Below are 23346 nucleotides of genomic sequence, written 5' to 3' on the forward strand. Positions count from 1 at the left end.
ATGATGTGTGAATCCGATAGGTCACTATACGGGGAGAAATGCCCGGCAGGGCAATGAGGGGCAGCGCAAACCTGAATTGGTTGCTTGCACGTTTCAAGGCGCTTCGTGGCGCCTGCCGCCATTTTGGCTTTCGCGCAACAGTGCGATGACTGTCGCGCGGTGCTGAGCGCATTTCGGCGGGAAACGACTTACTTCTGCCGCACTTCGGCTGTCCGGGAGGGTTCGCGGAGGTTGGATCAAGCCTTTCGGCCGGAGTGGAATTCTAGAGTTGAAGAAGATTTGCATCCTTGTCCTTGCCTTGCTCGTTGCCGGCTGTGGCGGCCGGCAGACCGAGGAACTGCTCGGCAGCGCCATGGTGTCCGCGCCGGTGACCGAAATCGCCGGCAACCACAGCATCTTCATCGCCACGACGCGCAAGCGCTCCGACGATCCCAGCAAGGTTTTCGACCGCGAGCGCTCGGCCACGCTGAACTATGCCCGCGTCAACGTCACCGTGCCGGGAACCCACGAAGCCGGTCGGATCGAGCGGCGCTCGCGCGGCAAGTCGAACGATCCGGCCAAATACTTCATGGCCTCCGACGTCGTTGGCTACGACACCGCGCCGAAATTCTCCAGCGCGCTCAGTGCCGACATCGCCGCGCGCGGCGGCCGCGTGATGGTCTTCGTCCATGGCTACAACACCGGCTTCGACGCCGCCGTCTACCGCGTCACCCAGATCGCCCATGATTCCGGCTACCCGGGCACGCCGGTGCTGTTTTCCTGGGCGTCGGGCGCCAAAACCAGGGACTATGTCTACGACAGGGAAAGCGCCAGTGCTGCCCGCGACCAGCTGGAAGTGACGCTGAGAATGCTCGCGCAGACCGGCGCGCGACGCATCGACATCGTCGCCCATTCGCTAGGAACCTGGGTTACCATGGAAGCGCTGCGCCAGCTCGCCATCAATGGCGACCGCGATCTCGGCGGCAAGCTCGGCGACGTCGTGCTGGCCTCGCCCGACATCGATGTCGATGTGTTCAAGAGCCAGATGCGCCGCTACGGCAAGCCGAACAAGCCCTTCATCCTGCTTTTGTCCGACGACGACCGGGCGCTGCGGCTCTCCGGCCTGATCGCCGGCTCGCGGCCGCGCGTCGGCGATTACAAGGACGCCGCCGACCTCGCCGACTATGGCGTGAGGGTCGTCGATCTCTCCAGCGTCAAGGGATCGGACCGCTTCAACCACACCAAATTCGCCGACAACCCCGAGCTGGTGAAGATGATCGGCCAGCGGCTGCGCGAGGATGACGGATTTGCCAGCGACCTCGAGGTGACGGACCGCATCAGCCTGCTCGGGCAGTGAGGTGCGTTCCACGCCCTGTTGCGCAGGCTTTCGTCGTGCGTGTTCATGGTTGCGGCACCTTCATATCACTTCAACTGGACCACGCTGGCCGCTGGCTTTATCGAAATGGCGAGCGACGTCACCAGCTTGACGTCCCTCCTGCGGGAGCCTGCGTGACCGTGCGTTCGAAGATTTTCTCGTCGTAGCGCTTGCGCTCGCCGTCACCGGCTGCGCCGGCCGCAAGACACACGACCTTCTCAACATGACGACCGTGACGGTGCCTGCCTCCGACATCGCCGCCACGCATGCGATCTTCGTCGCCACCACCCGGAAAAGAGCACGAAAGATCCGCGGCAGGTGTTCGACGGTGACCGTTCACCGACCACCAGTTTTGCCAGTGTCGAGGTCACCGTTCCATCAGGTCGGCGCCATCGAACGGGTCAGGGGCTCCGCCAACAGCAATCCGGCCAAGGATTTCACGGCAACCGAGGTCGAATTCTACGAAGGCGCCCCGCAATTCGCCAAGGCGGTCGGCGCCGACATCGCCACGCGCGGCGACCGCGCGCTGGTTTTCGTGCACGGCTTCAACAACGGTTTCGACGACGGCATCTACCGGCTGACGCAGATCGCGCACGACACAAAATACTCCGGCACGCCGGTGCTGTTCTCATGGGCGTCGAGCGGCAAGACCACCGGCTATATCTACGACAAGGAAAGCGCCAACGCGGCGCGCGACGATCTCGAAGAGACGTTGCGGATGCTGGCCAAGACGAAGGCCAAGAGCATCGACATCGTCGCCCATTCGATTGGCACCTGGGTGACGATGGAGGCGCTGCGCCAGCTTGCCATCACCGGCGACCGTGATCTCAGCGACAAGCTCGGCTATGTCATCCTGGCCTCGCCCGACATCGATGTCGATGTGTTCAAGAAGCAGATGATCCGTTACGGCAAGCCCGACAAGCCCTTCGCCATCCTGCTTTCGGGCGACGATCGCGCCCTGAGACTCTCCTCCCTGATCTCCGGCGACAAGCCGCGCGTCGGCGACTATGGCGACGCGGCTGACCTCGCCAGCTATGGCGCGTTTCGGTGGTCGACCTGAGCAAGACCAAAGGCGGCGACCGCCTGAACCACGCCAAATTCGCCGACAATCCGTTCCTGGTGCAGTTGCTCGGCGACCGGCTGCGTGCGCCTGCCGGCCTGGCATCGGAGGAAGCCGATCCGGCGCAGCCGATCGACAATCTCGGCCAGGGCATCGGCAAGGCGGTCGGCTCCGTCGCCGAGATCGTCATCACCACGCCATTCAAGGTGCTGACCATCGCCACCGGCGGATGAAGAGCGGACAACAGGACCAAGCTGTGCCGCCTTGCCGGCTCAGTAGGATATCTCGCCATCGACAATCTCTGCTTCACGGTAAGGGTCCGGTTTGAAAACCCGTTCGCCGCCAACTACAGACATTGGAGCCACAACTGCCGCTCGCGCTGCGGAACCGGCGAGACTGGCCGTCCTGGTCGCCGCCATCCTCACTCGACCTGCGAAGGTGGCCTGCCCCCCTTCCAAAGACTGGCCGGCCAAGCCCCGCCCGAGAAAGCGAATCATTTCGGGGCTGTCCGCGAACGCATTGTGACCGAGCGGATCATGTTGATCGACGGCGCTGGCGTCGATCACGGTTATCCCGAGCCGCTTGATATCAGCGGAGTAAGGAGCGAGACCGACGTCGCCGACAGCTCCGACGCGATTGACGCCGCCCGATATCATTCTCGAAACCTCCAGCGCCTTGTCCTCAGTCGAGGTGAAGATCGTGAAATGCGGCAGCTTTGGCCCCATCTCAATAACTTGGCGACGAAATACGTCCACATCGATGTCCGGTGAGGCCAGGATGACATTGTTGATTTTGGCTGGAATTGTCCCATTGCGCATGCCGACGCCACGCAGCGCCTCCGCTGTAAGCCAGGCTCCCATGGAATGGGCGAGTATCGTGACTTCGCCTATGTCGGGGCTTCCGGCGGCTTGAAGGATCATGTCTTCCAAAGCCCGACGCGAATAGTTGGTGCTTTCCTTGTCGTAGAGATAGCCGGACACGCTGGCGCGCGAAGGCCAGGTGAAGAGTATCGGCGCTGCATCCGTTCCGGAATCATGAACGATCTGGGCAAAGCGGAAGACCGCATCAGAATAGCTGCTGTTGAAACCGTGGACGAAGATGACGGCCTGCCGTTTGGCGTTCCGGTTCTTGCGAAACCACCGCAGGACATTCTGTTCCGATGCGACTTTGCCGACCTTCAGGACCGCAAAGTCCTTCTCGGGATTGGCCGGCACGTGCGAGGGCCACTGGACCTCGCCTATTTTGCGATTTCGATCTGGGGGAATGGAGACAACGATGCTGTTGAATGAGATCGCCGTTCCTCTGTCGCCAGAATAGAGCCGCCCGGGATCCTCGATCGGCTTGCGGGTCGTCGCGATAAGCATGTCCACCTGAGCGGCATCGCCGCCGGGGGCGAGCGCAAGCGGCTTGAGCACGCTCTCCGGCCGCGTCGCGCAGGCAGCCAGGACGCACAGGATAATCGGCGGCAAAAGGAATGCACGGCACCAGGAGCGAAATGCCGTCACTTCATTGCTCCCCGGCTTCGGGGCGAATCCGGAACCATACGACGTAGAGCGAAGGCAGAAAGAGCAGGGTCAGCACTGTTCCGACGATGATGCCGCCCATCATTGAATAAGCCATCGGACCCCAGAAGATCTGCCGCGATATCGGGATCAGGGCAAGCGTGGCGGCTGCGGCCGTCAGCATGATCGGCCTCATACGGTGTTCCGTTGCCTCCACGACTGCTTGCCATGGAGACATTCCAGACCCACGCAATTCCTCGATTTGCACGACAAGAATAACCGAATTGCGGATGAGAATGCCGATCAGGGCCAGCACACCCAGCAGCGCGACGAAGCCGAGCGGCGCGTTGCTGAGCAGCAACGCTGCGACAACGCCGATCAAGGCAAGCGGCGCGACGGAAAAGACGAGGAACAGCCGATGGAAGCTCTGGAGTTGGATCATCAGGAGCGTTGCCATGGCAAACAGCATGACCGGCGCCACTGCCAGGATTGGACCTTGGGACTTGGCGCTTTCCTCCACAGACCCGCCGACCTCGACGGCGTATCCGACGGGCAATGTCGTCTTGAAGGCCTCGACCTTTTCGGCAAGCGCCGCCACAATGGTTGCTGCCTGCGTCGCATCCTTGATGCCGGCCTTGATCGTGATGGTCGGGATCCGGTCGCGCCGCCAGATCGTCGGCTGTTCGAGTTCGTAGCGGAACGTCGCCACGGATGACAGCGGGATGACCTTGCCACTGCTGCTCGATAGTTGAAGATCGAGCAACGTGTCGACGGATCCGCGCTCCTCTGCTTCGGCACGGCCGGTCACGTTCACGAGATAGATGTCATCCCTGACCTGCGTCGCGGTTGCTCCCTCGACGATGCTGTTCAGCGCCGTGGCGATATCCTCCGAGGAAACGCCCAACTGTCGCGCCTTGTCCTGCAAGACAGCGATCTTCACCACGCGCGCCGGTTCGTTCCAGTCGAAGGCAAGATTGGTCAGCGATGATTGGGTATCGACGATGGAGCCCAGCTTGCCCGCGAGATCGCGAACCGTCTGGATATCAGGGCCCGATACCCGATATTGAACCGGCTTGCCGACTGGAGGACCGATATCGAGCAGTTTCACGTAGGCGTCGGTGCCCGGAAACGTCTGATGCAGGTAATCCTGCAGGTCCTTTCTAAGCTTGTCGCGGACGTCCAGTCCCTTGGTCACAATGATGGTCTGCCCGAAGGTGATGTCGTTCGGCTGCGGATCGAAGGAGAGGATGAAGCGCGGTGCGCCCCTTCCGACATAGGTCGACCAATGATCGATATCGGGATTGCGGGCGAGCTTCTCCTGTTCGAACCGTGCCATCTGCCGGCTGGTTTCGCTGATCGAGCTGTTGTGCGGAAGGTTCCAGTCGACAATCAGTTCCGGCCGATCGGAACTGGGGAAGAACTGCTGCTGGACCAGCGACATGCCTGCAACGGACAAGGCGAAGACAGCGACCGTCACGGCGATCGTCACCCATCGCCAGCGCAGGCAAAGATGAAGAATGCGGGCAAAGGCGGCTGCAAACCAGCCCTTGTGATCCGCATGTTTTTTCATGGTTTTCGGCAGAATCGTCACTCCGAGCAACGGCGTGAACAGAACCGCGACCACCCAGGAAACGATGAGCGACACGGCAATAACGACAAAAAGCGAGAAGACAAACTCGCCCGCGCTGCTGCTGTTGAAGCCGACCGGGATGAAGCTCGCGACAGTGACAAGCGTACCGGTCAGCATCGGGAAGGCGGTCGAGGTGTAGACGTGGGTAGCGGCTTTTTCGAGACTGTCGCCGACCTCGAGCCGGGCTACCATCATCTCCACGGCGATCATGGCGTCGTCGACGAGAAGACCAAGGGCGATGATCAGCGCCCCAAGCGAGATTCGCTGCAGCGAGATGCCTGTGTATTGCATCACCAGGAACGTAATGGCGAGAACCAGCGGAATTGAAATCGCCACCACCAGTCCAGCCCTCATCCCGAGGCTGACGAAGCTTATGGCAAGCACGATGGCAATCGCTTCGAACAAGGCATGCGTGAAGCTCGATACCGCTTCATCGACGACTGCCGGCTGATCGGACACGCGCTCTACCGCGGCGCCGACCGGAAGATCCTGGGTAATTTCGGCGATCATCTTTTCCAGCGCCTTGCCGAAGTCGACGAGATTGCCGCCGGCCTTCATCCCGACAGTCAGAGCGATCGCCGGCTTGCCGTTGAAACGAAACAGGGAGGTCGGCGGATCGACATAGCCGCGGGTGATGGTTGCGACGTCGGTCAGCGGAAAGAACCTGTCATTGACCCGCAGATTGATCGCTCGCAGGCTCTCCTCGGAGATGAAGCGGCCGCCGACACGCAGGGCGATACGTTCCGGTCCCGCCTCTATGAATCCTGATTGGGCGACGGCGTTCTGCGCCTGAAGAGTGGAAATGATCGAGGATCGGTCGATGCCGAGGGCAGCCATTTTGCGGGTCGAGAATTCGAGAAAGATCGCTTCATTCTGCGCCCCTACGATCTCGACCTTGCCGACATCTGGAACCGTCAGAATCTTCGTGCGGGCGCCCTCGACGAGATCGCGCAATTGCCTCTGGCTCAGCCCATCACCGGTGAAGGCGAAGATGTTGCCGTAGACGTCGCCGAAGCGGTCGTTGAAGAAAGGTCCGACGACACCCGAAGGAAAATCAGCCTGGATATCGGCGATCATGTTGCGGACGCGCAGCCAGGTTGGCGCGACATCCTTTGCCTTCGTCGATGGCAGGAGATCGACGAAGACAATCGTCTGGCCGGCGGTGGTCAGGCTGCGGGTATGCTCGACAGATTCGAGTTCTTGCAGCTTCTTTTCGATACGGTCGCTAACCTGCTGCGTTACTTCCTGGGCCGATGCACCCGGCCATTGCGCCTGGATCACCATGGTCTTGATGGTGAAGGATGGATCTTCCTCGCGGCCGAGCCCGACATAGGCAAGGATGCCCGCCAACGCAAAGGCAATCATAAAATACCAGACAAGGGAGCGATGCTCGAGCGCCCAGTCAGAAAGGTTGAACTTGTTCACTGGGGTAGCTCCTGTGCGGGTCTTATCCTTTGGCCGTCCGCGAGTTCATTGGCGCCGGCGACGGCAACTTCTTCTCCGTTTTGCAGTCCCGACAGGACCCGGACACGAGCGGCCCCGGCGGGCCGGGCTTCGAGCCGGACCGGTCTCACGGAGATTGTGAGTTTGGCCCGGTCGATCACCCAGACATGGTCGGCGCCATCCCGCTCAAGGATCGCGGAGGCCGGTAGCGCGATCGCGCTGGTCGACGCTTGGCTTGCCGCCGTAGCCGTGACGACGGTACCGAGACGGAAAACCTCGGGTGCCTCGTTCAAGGCGATCTTCAACCTGTGGGTGCGGGTATTGGCGTCGGCTTCCGGGCCGATCTCTCGCAGAACGCCCGCCGTCCGAAGCGTGTCGTCAAGCTGAAGAGCGATGTCGAAGCGCATCCCAAGGCGTAATGAACCGACCTGGGCTTCGGGCACATCGATCACTACATCACGACGATCGAGGCCGGCGAGTCTCAGAACCGTCTGACCGGCCGTGACCGTTTGTCCGACCTGGACCGAAGTGGCGGTCACCACGCCATCGAATTCGGCTTTCAACCGCGTGTATCCAAGCTGCTCGCGTGCCTTGTCGAGACGAGCCTGCGCCTGTCCCACATCGGCCTCGGCCGACTTGAGGCCCTGCTCCGCGACTTCGGAATCGGCAACGCTGCCGGTATTTGCAGACGCGAGGTTGCGCTTGCGCTTTTCAGTGGCTGTGGCGTTCTCGTGCTGCGCCTGGGCATTGCGCAGATCAGCCTCGGCGCTCGTCACAGCAAGCTGCAGCGCCAGAGGATCGAGCTCGGCCACAACATCGCCCCTGTGCACCAGATCGCCGACATCGACGCTGCGCGATATGACGCGGCCCAATGCCCGGAATGCCAGATCTGTTTCAACCCGCGCCTGGACGACGCCGGCGAAACTCAAAACAGGGGGCTGCTCCGGTTTTGCCGTGATGACGTTGACCGGCCGTGGTGGAGCCGCTTTCGCGGCTGGGCTTTGGTCGCAGCCCGAAACAAGCAACAGCACCAGAACGGCCTGAAGCAAGATAAGAATCGTTATCACCTGAACGAACCGACTTGAGATGCGTGAACGGAAGTTGGTCATGTCACTTCTCCTGCCAGGCCACAGGCTGGCCTTGCTTGAGGAATTTTCCGCCGTCGGTGACGATCAGCTCCTGTGGCGCGATCCCACCGGTCACGATGAAATCGGCCGTTCGATAGCGGGCGACCGCGACCTTCCGCAGCGAGACAGATTTGCTTGCCGCGTCGATGACCCATACGGCCGGCTCACCCCCGGCGGAGGCCATGGCGCTCCACGGCAGGATCACACCTTCACGAGACGGCGAATGGAATTCACCCACCACCGACGTTCCGAGCGACCATTGCGCCTCTTGCGGAAGCGCCACCTTGACGCTGATGGTCCCGGTGCTCGTATCGATGACTGGAGAGACTTCCCGGATGTTCCCCCGTGCCGTGCGCGCCCGATCACCCACCGGAGCAACCTCGACCTCACTCGTCGGTGAGCCTGGGAGGAAGAAGGCTTCGAACACGTCGAATGAGGCGTCCCGCGGGCCATCGCGAGCAAGCGTCAGCGCCGGCTGCGCCGCAGAGACCACTTGGCCTGCTTCGACGCTGCGCGAGGTGATGACGCCATCTGCGTCGGCTTTCAGCTCGGTATGGGAAAGAGTATCCAGCGCCGTTTCTAAACTCGCCTGGGCGACTTCCAGAAAGCCCTGTGCTGTCGTCAATGCCTCTCGCGCCCCATCATAGGTCGACTGAGCGATTGCCCGCGATTTCAGCAATGTCTTGTAGCGTTCGAAGGCAAGCGCCTTCTGCTTGACGGTGGCTTGTGCCGACCTCAGGCCCGCCCGGGCGGAATCGACATCGGCGCGTTGCTCCGTGTCGTCGATGCGCATCAGGACGTCGCCCGCATGGACCCGTGATCCGACATCCACGCGCCGTTCTCTCACCCTGCCGCCGGTTCGGAAAGACAACTCGGATTGAACCCGGGCCTTCACTTCCCCCGTGACCTCGGCGCCTGGTTGGTATTGAGCCAGCGAGGCGGGAATTGCTCGCACCGGCTGCGGTGCCGTATGGCTCGAGGTATGATCTTCGCAGCCGACCAGGGCGGCACAGGCGAAACCCAGAATGATCAGGCGAAATGTGTTCATTGCTCCAGGCACCGTTGCATCAGAGGAAACGGTGGGCTAGATATTGCTGACTGACGAGTTAGTCAATGGATTTTTTAGTTCAACGAAGGATGTCAGCTATGGAAAAGAAACTTTCTCGAGCAGAACAGAAAGCGAGGCGCCCGCACGAGATCCTCGATGCGGCCTTCGAGGAGTTTGTCGAAAAGGGATACGCAGCCACGCGCGTGGAAGACGTCGCCGCACGGCTTGGCGTCACAAAGGGCACCGTCTACCTGTATTTTCCGACGAAGGAGGCTTTGTTCGAGGCAACGATCGGACATGTCTCGGCGCCGTTCGAAGACGTTCGAGCTTCTATCGATGCTCTGCTAGGCCCTGATTCCGACCGGTTGCGCCAATTGCTTCTCCTGGGATACGACAAGCTCGCCGGCGACAGGAAGACGAGAGAATTGTTGCGCCTCCAATTGGCTGAAGGTTCGCGCTTCCCCAACATCATCGACCGGCATTACGGCGAGTTTATCGTACCCCTGCTCGACGCAGTTCGCGCGCTTGTCGAGCAAGGCGTGGCTTCGGGGGAGTTTCACCAGGGCGCCGCTGCAAGTATCCCGGAAGTGGTGATCAGCTCGGCCATTCACCTCACAATCTGGAAACTGATCTTCGCAGACAGAAACCCTATCGATGAGGCGGCCTTCATCGAGGCACATATCGATCTCGTCCTCAACGGCTTGCTGGCACGCCCCCGGTGAGGCGAGCTAGCGGCGCTGGCCCGCTCTTGGACTAAACGAACAGGTCGACTTTCTGGAACGTCGTCACGTCGATCAGGCCGACATCGGAAATCCTCAGTTCCGGGATGACGACCAGCGCCAGCAGCGAGTGCTGCATGTAGGCGTTGTTCAGCGAACAGCCCATCTGGCGCATCGCCTCGGTCATCTTGTCGGCCTTGGCCGCGACGATTTCGGCGCGCTCGTCGGACATCAGGCCGGCAATCGGCATTTCGACCAGCGCCAGTTCCTTGCCCTTTGAGAACAGCACGACACCACCGCCGACCTCGCCCAGCCGGTTGACCGCCAATGCCATGTCCGGCTTGCTGGTGCCGACGACGATGATGTGGTGCGCATCATGCGCCACGCTGGAGGCCATGGCGCAGTCGCTCATATAGCCAAAGCCGGAGACGAAGGCGTTGGTGACGCCGCCCGTGCCGCGGTGGCGCTCGACCAGCGCGATCTGGCAGACGTCATTGCGACGGTCCATGGCGACCAGCCCGTCCTCCACCGGAAGGTCGGCCTCGAGCGCCCGCGTCGGCGCTTGGTTCTCGATCACGCCGATGACCCGCACCCGAATTTCGTTGGCGCCGGTAGGCGCCACGATGTCGAAATCCCCCGGTTTGAGCTTCTTGCCGAGCTTGACGGTGTTCTTTGCCGTCTTCGGATAGTCATAGGGCGGAATGTCGATGTCGAGCTTGCCGCCCTTGGCCAGCCTGACGCCGCGGCCATAGACCTCGTCGATGGTCATTGCGGCCAGATCGGAAACGATCAGCAGATCGGCGAGCCGCCCCGGCGCGATCGACCCTAGCTCGCGCTCCAGCCTGAAATGCTGGGCGGTGTTGAGCGTCGCCATCTGGATCGCGGTTACCGGCTTCAACCCCTGGCTGATGGCGTGGCGGACCACCCGGTCCATATGGCCTTCATGGACGAGCGTCCCGGAATGGCTGTCGTCGGTGCACAGGATGAAGTTGCGCGGATCGAGCCCGCTCTCCGTCACCGCCTTGATCTGCGAGGCTACGTCGTACCAGGCCGAGCCCAGCCTCAGCATTGCCTTCATGCCCTGGCGGACGCGCGCGATGGCGTCCTCGGCGCGCGTGCCCTCGTGGTCGTCCTCGGGACCGCCGGCGACGTAGCCGTGGAACGGCAGGCCGAGATCGCGCGAGGCATAATGGCCGCCGACGGTCTTGCCCGCCCTCACCGTCGCGGCGATCTCGCCGGCCATCACCTGATCGTTGGCAGCCACACCGGGAAAGTTCATCACCTCGCCAAGTCCGATGATGTTTTCCCACGCCATCGCCTCGGCCACATCGGCGACCGTCAGCTCGGCGCCGGCATGCTCCAGCCCCGGCGCCGAAGGCACGCAGGACGGCATCTGCACAAGCACGTTGATCGGCATGGCGACGGCCTCGTCATGCATCAACCGCACACCCGGCAGGCCGAGCACATTGGCGATCTCGTGCGGGTCGATGAACATCGAGGTGGTGCCATGCGGGATGACTGCGCGGCAAAACTCCGTCACCGTCACCATGCCGCTCTCGACATGCATGTGCGCGTCGCAAAGGCCCGGCACCAGATAGCGCCCGCCGGCGTCGACCACCTTGGTGCCCTGGCCGATGGCGTGACCGGCATTCGGCCCGCAATAGGCAAAACGGCCGCCGGCAATGGCAATGTCGGTGCCGGCGATGATCTCGCCGGAATGAACGTTGACCCAGCGCCCGTTGCGGATGACGAGATCGGCGGGCCTCCTGCCCATGGCAACGTCGACCAGATACGTCGCCGCCTCGGCCCAGGGTTTTGGTTTCGTCGCACGCGCGGTCTTCGCCATGAGGAGGACTCCTGTTTTCCCGACTGTGCCAAGCCGATGGCGTTTTGACCAGCGAGGAACTGTGGGTCGTGTGCGGCTACGTCGTGTGCTGCTCTCGGTCTTCACCTCTCGTTGCCGGAGTCTCCGAAGTAGGCGCCGTCGGCGAAGCTGCCGATCTCCCCCCTTGCGGGGGAGATGCCTGGCAAGGCAGAGGGGGGTGCTGTCCCTCCGACTTCTCAAGACCTGAGCTTCCTCGCCCACCACTTTCGTGGGGATAGGAACCCAAGCTGGAATGAGCCTGCGATCCTTCCCACCCCCCTCTGTCCTGCCCCTCTTGCCAAAACTTGGCATCTCCCCCCGCAAGGGGGGAGATCGGATGTCGCGTCGGCTTTCGCCAACCGCCAGCGCTGGAACGCAGACGATGAGGGGCGGCCCAAACGACCCGCCGCCGAGGCGGGTTTCTGATTCAGGTGCCATCCACGACAAAATGCCTGAACCGGAAGGCGAGTCCGTTTGCGGCAAATCAGCTTGTTCGGGAGTTTCGATCAGGGAAGCGGCCGTCAAGTATCCTGCCGCTGTTCCCTGTCGCGGCAGTTGAGAAGGTCGACCAGATCGTCGGCCTCTTCGATGGGCATGTCGATCAACGGGACTCCGACCTCGACAACCGGCTGCCCCGTGAACACATCGATGATGTCCCACGTGCCTTCAGGTGTCTTCTCAATGTCGTAGCGTTGCGTCATGGGGTGTAGGAGAAGATGCGGGTGCAGGAGAAGATTAGCGCGTTTCCCGGTTATCGCTCGTTTGGGCTCCGCGGAAACGGTTCCCGCCCGGCCTGATCAAGCGCCTCAACCAACGACGCAAGGGGGCTGGGCAGGCGCAGGTCGACGGCAAGATCCAGCGCGTCGTGTAAATACCGGCGATTGTCTTCGGAACGGATCAGTTGCCGTATGGCGTTGGCAACAGCCTTCCCTTGTCCTGTGTCAAACTCTGCCATGTTCGGGATTCCAGTAGCTTCCGTCCGAAACTCAGCCGTTGCGAAATGGTTCCGGCGATCTTGATCAAGTTTGAATCAGTGGATTGCCCCTCGCTGGCGAGGGTTGCCGCTGGTTCGACGACGGCAGCCACGCCGTCGATTTGGGCACTGTGCCGATTTTGCGCCCGACGACCCGCCGCCAAGGCGGGTTTTGGGTCCAGGTTTAGCGCCATCAAGAAGATGGCTTGACGGCCTTTGGTTGGCGTCTGAAAAGGACTGGCCTGCGGACGTGGCGGAATTGGTAGACGCAAGGGACTTAAAATCCCTCGATCTCTGATCGTACGGGTTCGATTCCCGTCGTCCGCACCATATTGAAATTAAACATCAAATTGGCTTTCTTGCCGGGAATCGGAGCTCTGCTGCAATGGGGTGGCAAACAATTCAATGACCATATGTGTTAGCGTCAAAACAAACGAGTGCATGGTCTTTGCTGCCGACAGCGCATCCTGGCGGCGGCGCCTTGGGGCTAAGGTTGCGAAAGATTGCGTCTAGCGCCGTTCCGCCTACCAGCTCAAAGCGATTATCTGGGATAGCTCGGCGACGTCGCCATAGATCATCGAACCTTTGACGAGAAAACACTTGTCACCGAGGACTTCGAACAGTGAGCTTGACCCGGTGCAAACCGGCAGGTTCTTCGAATTGGCGTAGGTCCCGAGGGTCGCGGTTTCGACCTTACGGTCCTTGGCTTCCGCATAGCCGACGGTGATCGCGAGGATGGCGATAGCAATGAGAGTCGTCTTGCTCATATCTAGCCCCTAGAGCCAACGGGCTTCTTGGGCAGCAAACCGGGTTGCCGCCCTTGGCGTTGCCATAGATGACGCAGGGGTAAGTCGCGCCATGCATCAAAGTAGCAGCGGCCCATGATGAGCTTCATCCATCGATTGGATGAAGCGGGCATATAAATTAGCTAGCGCTTGACTAAGGCGCCTGTTGTTCCAACCGTATTAAGCAGGCCGTGGCAAGAATGCAGGATTGGGCTTTGCCAAGCAGCGGCAGCCATCGCCCTGGTTCTGCTTCGAGCACCGCGCCGGCTCAAATCAGGCCCGAATCGGGTTCAGCTTCAGGTGCTGGATCAGGATGATCGTCTTGGCGTCGATGATGCTGCCGTCGTAGATGCCGGCCAGCGCCTCGTCGAGCGGCATTTCCAGAACCTCGATGTCTTCGCCTTCGCCCGGTGCGCCGCCGCCATCGGAGATGCGGTCGGTCGGTGAATAGCGCGCGACGAAGAACCAGAGCCGCTCGGTCACGCTGCCGGGACTCATAAAGGGCGAAAACAGCCGTTCGACGTCCTTCAGCCTATAGCCGAGTTCCTCTTCCGCCTCCTTGCGGATGCAGGTTTCGGGATCATGTTCATCGAGCAGGCCGGCGCAGGCCTCGATCAGCGGCTCGCGGTGGCCGGTGACGTAGGCCGCGTAGCGGAACTGCCGCACGAGCAAAACCGTCGAGCGCTCCGGGTCGTAAGGCAGGATCACCGCGCCGTCGCCGCGATCGTAGGTCTGGCGGATCTGCGTCTCCCACTGCCCGTCGCGCCGGCGATAGTCGAGGACGGTCTTTTTCAGGACGGCCCAGTCGTCGGAAAGGACTTCTTCCGAACGGATGCGAATGCGGTCTTCCATGGCGAACTCCGTGCTGCCGCGCGAGGGGTAGTCGCGAATCGGACTTCGCGCAATCCCGACAGCAATTGGTCAGACCCTATGGGGGCAATCACTTCAGGTCTGAATTCGCTCCTTGCCCGCTGGTGACTAGCGAAAGCCGAAGCAGCATCCAATCTCCCCCACGAGGGGGAGATCGGCAGCTTCGCCGACGGCGCCTGCTGCGCAATGTTTGAGGTACCCGGCAGGTAGATGGGCAGCGCTTCACCGCCTCGTGTATGGCGCAGGGGCAATCCATTGCCTAAATAGCGACAGCCCCTCCCCGGAGTTTCCTGATGACCCCTTCCCTCTTCCAGCCGATCACGCTTGATGGCCTGACCTTTCCCAACCGCATCGCGGTGGCGCCGATGTGCCAGTATTCCGCCGAAGACGGCTCGGCCAGCGACTGGCACCTGTATCACTGGATGAACCTGGCGATGTCGGGCGCCGGCATGGTCACCGTCGAGATGACCGACGTCGAGCGGCGCGGCCGCATCTCGCATGGCTGCCTCGGCCTTTATTCCGACGACAACGAGGCGGCCGCCCGGCGGGCGCTCGATGCCGCCAAGCGCGTTGCCGCCCCCGGCACTAGATTCGGCACGCAGCTTGCCCACGCCGGCCGCAAGGCCTCCAACCAAAAACCTTGGGAAGGCGGCGGGCCGCTGAACGCCGATCAGGACCCTTGGCCGATCGTGTCGGCCTCGGCAATCGCCTACGACACGGGCTGGCAGGTGCCGCGGGCGCTGGAGGATGAGGAGATCCTGCAGATCATCGAACGCTTCGCCGAGGCGGCAAGGCGGGCCGAGCGGGCCGGCTTCGACTTCATCGAATTGCACGCGGCGCACGGCTATCTGATCTTCCAGTTCCTGTCGCCGCTTTCCAACCAGCGCACCGACCGCTGGGGCGGCTCGCTGGAAAACCGCATGCGTTTTGTCGTCGAGATCGCCAAGGCGGTGAGAAAGGCAGTGCCCAGGCTGATGCTCGGGGCGCGTCTGTCGGTGAAGGAATGGGTCGATGGCGGCTTCGACATCGACGACGCAGTCGAAGTGGCCAAGGCGCTGAAATCAGCGGGCGTCGCCTATCTCTGCTGCTCGAGCGGCGGCAATTCGCCCCTGCAGAAACTGCCGACAGGTCGCGGCTACCAAGTGCATCTGGCGGAAGCCGTTCGCAACGGCGCCGACATCCCGACGCGGGCCGTCGGCCTGATCGACGATCCGAAGCAGGCCGAGGCGATCGTCGCCGACGGCCGTGCCGACATGGTGGCGCTGGCCCGCGCCTTCCTCGCCGATCCGCGCTGGGCGTGGCGCGCCGCGGCCACCTTCGGCGAAAAAATCCAGCCGGCGCCGCAGCTTGCCCGCTCGGTGACGACGATGCAGCACTGGATGAAGGCGGCCGGCTGACCGGCCCGATTGCATGGCTGCCGCCCCAACGGCCGCTACCCCCGAGACATTTACCCACGCCGGGGGGCGTGCAACCAAATTGGCCGCTCCGCGTTGCCGGCGATGATGGACAGCAAGCCTTTTGAAAAGCCGGTCGTGGTCGAACTTGGCCATGTCGGCAAATACCGCGAGATCCGCAGCACCCAGGAAGCTGCGGAGTGCCTGATGACCGACTGGCCACTCAATCGTGGCCCTCGGCATCGCGATGCTCTCGACACTTGCCTAAAAGTGCTGGAAGGTTATCGTTCGACAGCGGATGCGCGCCGGGCATTGGTCGAGGCCGCCAAGGAATCGGACGTTCTGGTTCCCGACGAGAGATTGCCCCAAGGCAAACTGCCCGAAGGCAAATTGCCCCAAGGCAAACCGCATTGAGCAAACCGAGCTTTTTCCACTGGAGGATTTCATGGCCAAGCTGACCTACAAGATCGTCGAGCATGACGGGGGCTGGGCCTATAAGGTCGGCGAGACATTTTCGGAGACGTTCCCTACTCACGAGGACGCGCTGCGCGCCGCCGAGATCGCTTCGGCCGAACAGCAGGTCGCCGGCACCACCGACGGTATCCAGTACGAGGACGCCGACGGCAAATGGCACGACGAGCTTGCCGACGGCCGGGACCGGCCGCAAACCGAAGTTTCCGATTAGGCTGGTGTCGTTACTGACGGCTTCTCGCACCTCCGGTTTTTAGAGCCGGGCCTAGGCAAATCACTCTCCTGCTACGACCCCGGACATGGCGAACTCCAATCCCATTTGGGACAAACACGATCAGGCGCGACGAAGAAGAGTGCTTGCCACGCAGCCGCTTTACAGGGCAGTCTGGTAGCGCTACCGTTTCATCATCGCGCGTGACCAGGGAGGAGCTTTGGGAACTGCCGCGGCCAGTCAGGAAAGCGGTTTCCTTCGAAGACGTCGCAGGAAGCATTCGGGAGGAAATCGATGGCGTCTGTCGCGATTGGCGATGTTTACAAATCATTCGGAACCGTCGAGATTCTTCACGGTGTCAGCGTCGACATAGAGGACGGCGAGTTCGTCACGCTGGTCGGGCCGTCGGGCTGCGGAAAATCGACCCTTCTCAGGATGATCGCCGGCCTGGAAAAGATTTCGCGCGGCCAGATCGCGATTGGCGAGCGCGTCGTCAACAACGTTGCGCCAAAAGAACGCGACGTCGCCATGGTCTTCCAGAACTACGCGCTCTACCCGCACATGACCGTCGCGGAGAACATGGCGTTCTCGCTGATGCTCAAGGGTGTTGCGAAAGCCGAAAGCGCTGCCAGCGTCAAGCGCGCCGCCGAAATCCTCGGGCTGGTGCCATTGCTGGAGCGCTATCCCAGGCAGCTTTCCGGCGGCCAGCGCCAGCGCGTCGCAATGGGCCGGGCGATCGTGCGCGATCCGGCAGTCTTCCTGTTCGACGAGCCGCTGTCCAATCTCGACGCCAAGCTCAGGGTGCAGATGCGCGCCGAGATCAAGGAACTGCACCAGCGCCTGAAGACGACCACGGTCTATGTCACCCACGACCAGATCGAGGCGATGACCATGGCCGACAAGATCGTGGTCATGCATGACGGCATCGTCGAGCAGATCGGGCCGCCATTGGAACTCTACGACCGGCCGAACAACCTTTTTGTCGCCAGCTTTATCGGCTCGCCCGCCATGAACATGCTGAGGGGCGAAATCGCGACGGATGGCGGCTCACCGTCTTTTCGCGGCTCCGGCGGGATTTCCCTGCCGCTGGCCGCAGTACCTTCGACCGGCAGCGGCGAGCAGGTGGTGCTGGGGATACGCCCCGAGCATCTGCGGCTATCCCAGGAAGAAGGCATTCCAGTCACCGTCGTGGTGGTCGAACCGACCGGGTCGGAAGTGCAGCTCATCGGCCGGACGGCCGGCGGTGACGAGATTGTCGCAAATTTCCGCGAGCGCCATTCCTTCACCCCGGGCGAGCCCGTACGGCTCACGGCCGAGCCGGGCCTCATCCATCTCTTTCATGGCGAAACCGGACAGCGCTTCGAAATGCGCGCCCGACAGTAAGAACCTAAGGCAAGGACAATAAACAGGAGGAAACGAGCATGAAATTCACCAGACGTGACGTGATCCGCACGACCGCCGGCGTGGCGGCGGGAGCCTTGGCAAGCCGCTTCGTCGGCTCTTCCGCCTTTGCCCAGGAGGGGTTGACTTACAAGCCCGAAGACGGCGCAAAGCTGCGCATGCTGCGCTGGTCGCCGTTCGTTCAGGGTGATGAAGACCAATGGCTGGCCAACACCAAGCGGTTCACCGAGGCGACAGGCGTCGAGGTCCGTGTCGACAAGGAAAGCTGGGAGGACATTCGCCCCAAGGCGGCGGTTGCCGCCAATGTCGGCTCCGGTCCAGATCTCATGTTGGTCTGGTTCGACGATCCGCACCAGTACCCCGACAAGCTGCACGACGTGACGGAACTGGGTGAGTATCTCGGCACGAAATATGGCGGCTGGCACGACGGACCAAAGCAATATGCGACGCGCGAGGGAAAATTCCTCGGCCTGCCCCTGGCCACCATCGGCAATGCCATCGTCTATCGGGAAAGCTGGGTGAAGGAGGCTGGCTTCTCCGAGTTTCCGAAGGACACCGCGGGCTTCCTCGAGCTTTGCAAGGCCTTGCAGGCGAAGGGCCATCCGGCCGGTTTCACACACGGCCATGGCGTCGGCGACGGCAACAACTATGCTCACTGGCTGCTTTGGAGCCATGGCGGCCAGATGGTCGACGAGAGCGGAAAGGTGATGATCAACAGCCCCGAGACGCTCAAGGCGATCGAATACGCGCAGGAACTCTACAAAACCTTCATCCCCGGCACCGAAAGCTGGCTCGACGTGAACAACAACCGCGCCTTCCTGGCCGGCGAACTGGGCGTCATCGCCAACGGCATTTCCGTGTATAACACGGCCAAGACCAACAAGGACAATGATCCGAAACTGGCTGAAATCGCCAAGGACATGCGCACGACCAGCCTGCCGATCGGTCCCGTCGGAAAATCGGTCGAGCTGTTCCAGGTGACCACGGCCGTGATCTTCGACTACACGCCCTACCCCAACGCGGCCAAGGCCTATCTGCAGTTCATGTTCGAGGAACAGCAAATGGCGGAGTGGATCACCTCCTCGGCCGGCTATTGCTGCCAGACACTCAAAGCCTTCGAGAACAATCCGGTGTGGACGGCCGACCCGAACAATGCCGCTTACGCCAAGGCCTCGGCGACGCTGCGTCCCAATGGCTATGCCGGGCCGCTCGGCTATGCCTCGGCGGCGACCATGGCCGACTACGTCCTGGTCGACATGTTCGCCAAGGCGGTGACGGGCCAGGCGACGCCGCAGGAGGCGATGGAAGAGGCGGAGAAACGCGCCAACCGCTACTATCGCGTTTGATCGCAGCGCAGCCCGGCAGCCGCGACCGCGCTGCCCGGTCTGTTCCCAGAATCGCGTGGCGGCCTCCCAGGCCACCATGCCACCAGACCTTATGAGGAGCCGTCCCATGGCCGTGTCGTCCGCTGCCGTTCAGCCGCGTCCGTCGATCCTGTCGCGGAGCCTGTCGCTCCTGGCCGACAGCCGCAACGCGCTTGGCTTCGGCTTCATGCTGCCGGCGGCAGCGCTGCTGCTGGTCTTCCTCACCTATCCGTTGGGGCTCGGCATCTGGCTCGGCTTCACGGATGCCCGCATCGGCCGCCCCGGTATCTTCATAGGCATCGAAAACTACCAATATCTGTCGGATGACGCCGTCTTCTGGCTCTCCGTCTTCAACACCTTGCTCTACACGATAAGCGCGTCGATCCTGAAATTCGCGCTCGGCCTCTGGCTGGCGCTTATCCTCAATCAGAACCTTCCCTTCAAATCGTTCTTCCGCGCGATCGTCCTGCTGCCGTGGGTGGTGCCGACGGTGCTGTCGGCCATCGCCTTCTGGTGGATCTACGATTCGCAGTTCTCCATCCTGTCCTGGGCGCTTATGGAAATGGGGCTGATCGACCATCGCATCAATTTCCTCGGCGATCCGGAGAACGCGCGCGCTTCGGTGATCGCGGCCAATGTGTGGCGCGGCATTCCGTTCGTCGCCATCACTCTGCTAGCCGGCTTGCAAACTATACCGCAGTCGCTTTACGAGGCCGCCACGCTCGACGGCGCCAGTCGCTGGCAATTGTTTCGTTTTGTGACGCTGCCGCTGCTGACGCCGATCATCGCCATCACCATGACGTTTTCGGTGTTGTTCACCTTCACCGATTTCCAGCTGATCTATGTGCTGACCCGCGGCGGACCGGTCAATGCCACCCATCTGATGGCGACATTGTCGTTTCAGCGCGGCATTTCGGGAGGCCAGCTTGGCGAGGGCGCCGCCATCGCGGTCGCCATGATCCCGTTCCTGCTTGCGGCGATCTTGTTCAGCTATTTCGGCCTGCAACGCCGCAAATGGCAGCAGGGCGGAGGAGACTGACATGGCCGAGATCAAGAGCGCCGCTATCAAAAAAACCAAACGGCCGGAACTCGACGAAGGCGGCATGGGCTATCTTCAGAGCCTGCCGCGGCGCGTGGTGACGGTCTATCTGCCGTTGCTGGTGTTCGTCATCGTGCTGTTGTTCCCGTTCTACTGGATGACGATCACGGCGATTAAGCCCAATCACGAGATGACGGACTACGCCAATTTCAATCCGTTCTGGGTCGTGCATCCGACCTTCGAGCACATCCGCTATCTCTTGTTCGACACGTCCTATCCGGGCTGGCTGCTCAACACGATCATCATCTCCACCGCCGCCACGTTCCTGTCGCTGCTGGCTGCGGTGTTCGCGGCCTATGCGATCGAACGGCTGCGGTTTTCCGGGGCGCGGCAGGTCGGGCTGGCGATCTTCCTCGCCTATCTCGTGCCGCCTTCGATCCTGTTCATCCCGCTGTCGGTGATGGTGTTCAACCTTGGGCTTTACGACACCCCCTTCGCGCTCATCCTCACCTACCCGACCTTCCTGGTGCCGTTCTGCACCTGGCTGCTGATGGGTTACTTCCGTTCCATCCCGTTCGAACTGGAAGAATGCGCGCTCATCGACGGGGCGAGCCGCTGGCAGATCCTCGTGAAGATCGTGCTGCCGCTGTCGGTGCCTGGCCTGATTTCGGCCGGCATATTCGCATTCACCCTGTCCTGGAACGAATTCATCTATGCGCTGACGTTCATCCAGTCGTCCGAAAACAAGACGGTGCCGGTCGGGGTGCTCACGGAGCTTGTCCGCTCCGACGTCTATGAGTGGGGAGCGCTGATGGCTGGAGCCCTGATCGGCTCGCTGCCGGTGGTGGTGCTCTATTCGTTCTTCGTCGAGCACTACGTTTCCTCGATGACCGGAGCGGTGAAGGAATAACGCCCTGCCGCAGTCGGCGCTCGACCCGCCGTTTGTCGAAGTCGGCGCCGCCCCTCATCCGCCTGCCGGCACCTTCTCCCCGTATAGTGACGGGGAGAAGCGGCTGGCTGCGGCCTCGGCACCCATTCTGCAACGCTGGAGATTGGCGAAATCCTTTGCGAAGGCATCTTTCTCCCCGTCACTATACGGGGAGAAATGCCCGGCAGGGCAATGAGGGGCGGCGCCGACCCGGTGCGATTGCTATGCTGCAGCAGCGTTATCAATACGGGCATTGCCGCCAACCATCCGCCGCGTTATCTCAGGCGACCTTGTCTGCCTCAACTGACCTTCTGCCGGAGCCTCCCAATGCCTGAAATCGTCACCGCCGCCATGCTCGTCATCGGCGATGAGATTCTGTCCGGCCGCACCAAGGACAAGAATATCGGCCACCTCGCCGACATCATGACGGCGATCGGCATCGACCTGAAGGAGGTGCGCATCGTTGCCGACGAGGAAGACGAGATCGTCGCCGCGGTGAATGCCCTGCGTGCTCGCTACACCTATGTTTTCACGACCGGCGGCATCGGTCCGACGCATGACGACATCACCGCGGATGCCATTGCCAGGGCCTTCGGCGTGCCCTGCGACTACGACGCCAAAGCCTATGCCATGCTCGAAGCGAGCTACGCCGCGCGTGGCATCGAATATACCGAGGCTCGCAAGCGCATGGCGCGGATGCCGCGCGGTGCCGACCATATCGACAATCCTGTGTCGATCGCGCCGGGCTTTCGCATCGGCAACGTCCATGTCATGGCCGGCGTGCCGGCGATTTTCCAGGCGATGCTCGACAATGTGGTGCCGACGCTCAAAGCCGGCACCAGAATGCTGTCGGCCACGGTGCACTGTCCGTTCGGCGAAGGCCTGGTCGGCGGACCGCTGGGCGACATCCAGAGGGCGCATCCGGACACGATCATCGGCTCCTACCCGAAATTTGGCGACGGCAAGTTCTGGACCGAGCTGGTCGTCCGTGCCCGCAGCCAGGAAGCGCTGGACGCCGCCCGCGCCGATGTCGAGGCGATGGTCGCGGGGCTCACCAGCGCAGCCAGTTGATCTAAAGCGCGTCGCGTCTAATAGGATTTCATGCGACACGCTTTAGGTTCTTGTCTTTATGCATGTCGTTATCCCAAAACCGCTGCGCACCCTCGTGCTCGCGGGCATGCTTTGGGGCGACATGCATTAGCCGGAACCAAGCATGGTGCTGTAACGTTTCGTGCGGGCGAGTTTCGCTCGCCCGTAAATTGAGGGGTTATCATGCGATTCAAGACCATCGTCGCCATACTGCAGAACGAACAGGACGCGGAGCGCGTGCTCGAATGCGCTGTCCCGCTTGCCGACAGGTTTGAGAGCCATCTCATCGGCATCCATGCCGAAGCGCTTCCCGTCCCCTACACCTCGGCCACCGGCTTTCCCGACACCGAGTTCCTGCAGGTTTCGACCGACATGAACAAGGAGCGCGCTGAAAAATTGCGGGCGGTTTTCCTCAGGCATGTCGAGGATTCCGGCCTGTCCTTCGAGTGGCGCAGCCTCGAGAGCTTTTCCGGAGACAGCGCGCTGACCGGCATCCCGACCGTTCGCACCGCGGACCTGATCATCGCCGCGCAGCGCGAGTCGGGCGCCGATCCGAGCGCCGACGTGGATACGCTGGTCTACGATGCCGGTCGGCCGGTGCTGGTCGTGCCGCATTCAGGCCCGCTCATCACCAGCTTCAAGCATGTGCTGCTCGCCTGGAACGGCAGCAAGGAAGCCGCGCGCGCCGCCTTTGACGCCCTGCCCTTCATCATCGAGGCCGAAAAAACCGATATCGTCGTCGTCGACCCGCCGGATTCGCTCGACGAGGCCCCGGAGGCAGCCGGCACCGAAATCGCCGCCGCCCTGTCCAGGCATGGCGCCACGGTCAGCGTCTCGGTGCTGCAATCGGCCGGCCTCTCGGTCGACGACGTGCTCCAGACCAGGGTTGCCGAAACCGGCGCCGACCTGCTCGTGCTCGGCGCCTACAGCCATTCCTGGCTGCGCCAGCTTCTGTTCGGCGGCGTCACCCGCACGGTGCTGCGCACCCTGCCGGTGGCAGCTTTCCTGTCACGGTAAGTCCACAAGGACTAAGTCCACAGGGATCGCCTGCCGCCGCCCTGTCTTGCATCGCCC

At 62.0% G+C, this 23346-nt stretch carries 21 protein-coding genes, 1 tRNA gene and 1 pseudogene; 14 read left to right on the top strand and 9 right to left on the bottom strand.

Features of this window, described 5'->3' with window-relative positions; translation table 11 throughout:
- Positions 1 to 268 precede the first annotated feature (268 nt).
- A complete protein-coding gene (locus tag NMG70_RS22470) occupies positions 269 to 1336 on the top strand; it encodes an alpha/beta hydrolase (RefSeq protein WP_254026561.1) in 1068 nt (355 codons plus the stop codon).
- A gap of 152 nt (positions 1337 to 1488) precedes the next feature.
- Positions 1489 to 2647 (top strand): annotated as a pseudogene (locus tag NMG70_RS22475) (alpha/beta hydrolase).
- A 39-nt stretch (positions 2648 to 2686) separates the two neighbouring features.
- Here the strand turns inward: NMG70_RS22475 and NMG70_RS22480 are convergent.
- From NMG70_RS22480 to NMG70_RS22490, 3 genes are all read right to left on the bottom strand, one after another.
- The gene (locus NMG70_RS22480; RefSeq protein ID WP_254026625.1) at positions 2687 to 3778 is read right to left on the bottom strand and encodes an alpha/beta hydrolase; all 1092 of its coding nucleotides are present in this window, start codon (positions 3776 to 3778) and stop codon (positions 2687 to 2689) included.
- 142 nt (positions 3779 to 3920) lie between these two features.
- Positions 3921 to 6971, bottom strand: a complete 3051-nt coding sequence (locus NMG70_RS22485; protein ID WP_301555175.1) for an efflux RND transporter permease subunit — start codon at positions 6969 to 6971, stop codon at positions 3921 to 3923.
- Positions 6968 to 7918, bottom strand: coding sequence for an efflux RND transporter periplasmic adaptor subunit (locus NMG70_RS22490; RefSeq protein WP_254026627.1), 951 nt, complete (start codon positions 7916 to 7918; stop codon positions 6968 to 6970). Before NMG70_RS22490 ends, NMG70_RS22485 begins: the two co-directional genes overlap by 4 nt.
- On the opposite strand from NMG70_RS22490, the gene NMG70_RS22495 reads away from it, so the two are divergent.
- A complete protein-coding gene (locus NMG70_RS22495) occupies positions 7814 to 8074 on the top strand; it encodes a hypothetical protein (protein WP_254026631.1) in 261 nt (86 codons plus the stop codon). The two genes, NMG70_RS22490 and NMG70_RS22495, sit on opposite strands and share 105 nt — an antisense overlap.
- Before the next feature lie 25 nt (positions 8075 to 8099).
- Here NMG70_RS22495 and NMG70_RS22500 read toward each other — a convergent pair whose 3' ends face one another.
- Complete coding sequence (locus NMG70_RS22500) at positions 8100 to 9164, bottom strand: efflux RND transporter periplasmic adaptor subunit (protein WP_254026562.1); 1065 nt, start codon at positions 9162 to 9164, stop codon at positions 8100 to 8102.
- Between the two features lie 89 nt (positions 9165 to 9253).
- Between NMG70_RS22500 and NMG70_RS22505 the strand changes: the two genes are divergently transcribed.
- Positions 9254 to 9886: a TetR/AcrR family transcriptional regulator gene (locus NMG70_RS22505; RefSeq protein WP_254026628.1), complete on the top strand. Its 633-nt coding sequence runs from the start codon at positions 9254 to 9256 to the stop codon at positions 9884 to 9886.
- A gap of 31 nt (positions 9887 to 9917) precedes the next feature.
- On the opposite strand, the gene ade is transcribed toward NMG70_RS22505, so the two are convergent.
- The 3 genes from ade to NMG70_RS22520 all read right to left on the bottom strand — a co-directional run bounded on the left by ade (position 9918) and on the right by NMG70_RS22520 (position 12702).
- Positions 9918 to 11729: an adenine deaminase gene (ade, locus tag NMG70_RS22510; protein WP_254026563.1), complete on the bottom strand. Its 1812-nt coding sequence runs from the start codon at positions 11727 to 11729 to the stop codon at positions 9918 to 9920.
- 539 nt (positions 11730 to 12268) lie between these two features.
- Positions 12269 to 12448, bottom strand: a complete 180-nt coding sequence (locus tag NMG70_RS22515; protein WP_254026564.1) for a hypothetical protein — start codon at positions 12446 to 12448, stop codon at positions 12269 to 12271.
- A 50-nt stretch (positions 12449 to 12498) separates the two neighbouring features.
- The gene (locus NMG70_RS22520) at positions 12499 to 12702 is read right to left on the bottom strand and encodes a hypothetical protein (protein ID WP_254026565.1); all 204 of its coding nucleotides are present in this window, start codon (positions 12700 to 12702) and stop codon (positions 12499 to 12501) included.
- A 262-nt stretch (positions 12703 to 12964) separates the two neighbouring features.
- Between NMG70_RS22520 and NMG70_RS22525 the strand changes: the two genes are divergently transcribed.
- Positions 12965 to 13050: transfer RNA gene (locus NMG70_RS22525), tRNA-Leu, on the top strand.
- 194 nt (positions 13051 to 13244) lie between these two features.
- On the opposite strand, the gene NMG70_RS22530 is transcribed toward NMG70_RS22525, so the two are convergent.
- Together NMG70_RS22530 and NMG70_RS22535 are read right to left on the bottom strand one after the other, a co-directional pair.
- The gene (locus NMG70_RS22530; protein ID WP_254026566.1) at positions 13245 to 13487 is read right to left on the bottom strand and encodes a hypothetical protein; all 243 of its coding nucleotides are present in this window, start codon (positions 13485 to 13487) and stop codon (positions 13245 to 13247) included.
- A gap of 291 nt (positions 13488 to 13778) precedes the next feature.
- Positions 13779 to 14357 (bottom strand): NUDIX domain-containing protein, encoded by a 579-nt coding sequence (locus NMG70_RS22535; protein WP_254026567.1) that lies wholly within the window; start codon positions 14355 to 14357, stop codon positions 13779 to 13781.
- A gap of 311 nt (positions 14358 to 14668) precedes the next feature.
- Here NMG70_RS22535 and NMG70_RS22540 point away from each other — a divergent pair, with 311 nt between their 5' ends.
- The 9 genes from NMG70_RS22540 to NMG70_RS22580 all read left to right on the top strand — a co-directional run bounded on the left by NMG70_RS22540 (position 14669) and on the right by NMG70_RS22580 (position 23289).
- Entirely contained in the window at positions 14669 to 15772 is a 1104-nt protein-coding gene (locus tag NMG70_RS22540) for an NADH:flavin oxidoreductase/NADH oxidase (RefSeq protein WP_254026568.1), read from the top strand.
- A gap of 102 nt (positions 15773 to 15874) precedes the next feature.
- Positions 15875 to 16183, top strand: coding sequence for a DUF982 domain-containing protein (locus tag NMG70_RS22545; RefSeq protein WP_254026569.1), 309 nt, complete (start codon positions 15875 to 15877; stop codon positions 16181 to 16183).
- A 31-nt stretch (positions 16184 to 16214) separates the two neighbouring features.
- Complete coding sequence (locus NMG70_RS22550) at positions 16215 to 16454, top strand: DUF2188 domain-containing protein (RefSeq protein WP_077371423.1); 240 nt, start codon at positions 16215 to 16217, stop codon at positions 16452 to 16454.
- 291 nt (positions 16455 to 16745) lie between these two features.
- Positions 16746 to 17834, top strand: a complete 1089-nt coding sequence (locus tag NMG70_RS22555; RefSeq protein ID WP_254026570.1) for an ABC transporter ATP-binding protein — start codon at positions 16746 to 16748, stop codon at positions 17832 to 17834.
- 38 nt (positions 17835 to 17872) lie between these two features.
- Entirely contained in the window at positions 17873 to 19198 is a 1326-nt protein-coding gene (locus NMG70_RS22560; protein WP_254026571.1) for an ABC transporter substrate-binding protein, read from the top strand.
- A 205-nt stretch (positions 19199 to 19403) separates the two neighbouring features.
- Complete coding sequence (locus NMG70_RS22565) at positions 19404 to 20255, top strand: carbohydrate ABC transporter permease (RefSeq protein ID WP_370463494.1); 852 nt, start codon at positions 19404 to 19406, stop codon at positions 20253 to 20255.
- Between the two features lies 1 nt (position 20256).
- Entirely contained in the window at positions 20257 to 21165 is a 909-nt protein-coding gene (locus tag NMG70_RS22570) for a carbohydrate ABC transporter permease (RefSeq protein ID WP_254026572.1), read from the top strand.
- Between the two features lie 345 nt (positions 21166 to 21510).
- Complete coding sequence (locus NMG70_RS22575) at positions 21511 to 22254, top strand: competence/damage-inducible protein A (protein WP_254026573.1); 744 nt, start codon at positions 21511 to 21513, stop codon at positions 22252 to 22254.
- A gap of 201 nt (positions 22255 to 22455) precedes the next feature.
- Positions 22456 to 23289, top strand: a complete 834-nt coding sequence (locus NMG70_RS22580) for a universal stress protein (RefSeq protein WP_254026574.1) — start codon at positions 22456 to 22458, stop codon at positions 23287 to 23289.
- Positions 23290 to 23346 lie beyond the last annotated feature (57 nt).

This window comes from Mesorhizobium ventifaucium (assembly GCF_935822925.1).
Lineage (GTDB): Bacteria > Pseudomonadota > Alphaproteobacteria > Rhizobiales > Rhizobiaceae > Mesorhizobium > Mesorhizobium ventifaucium.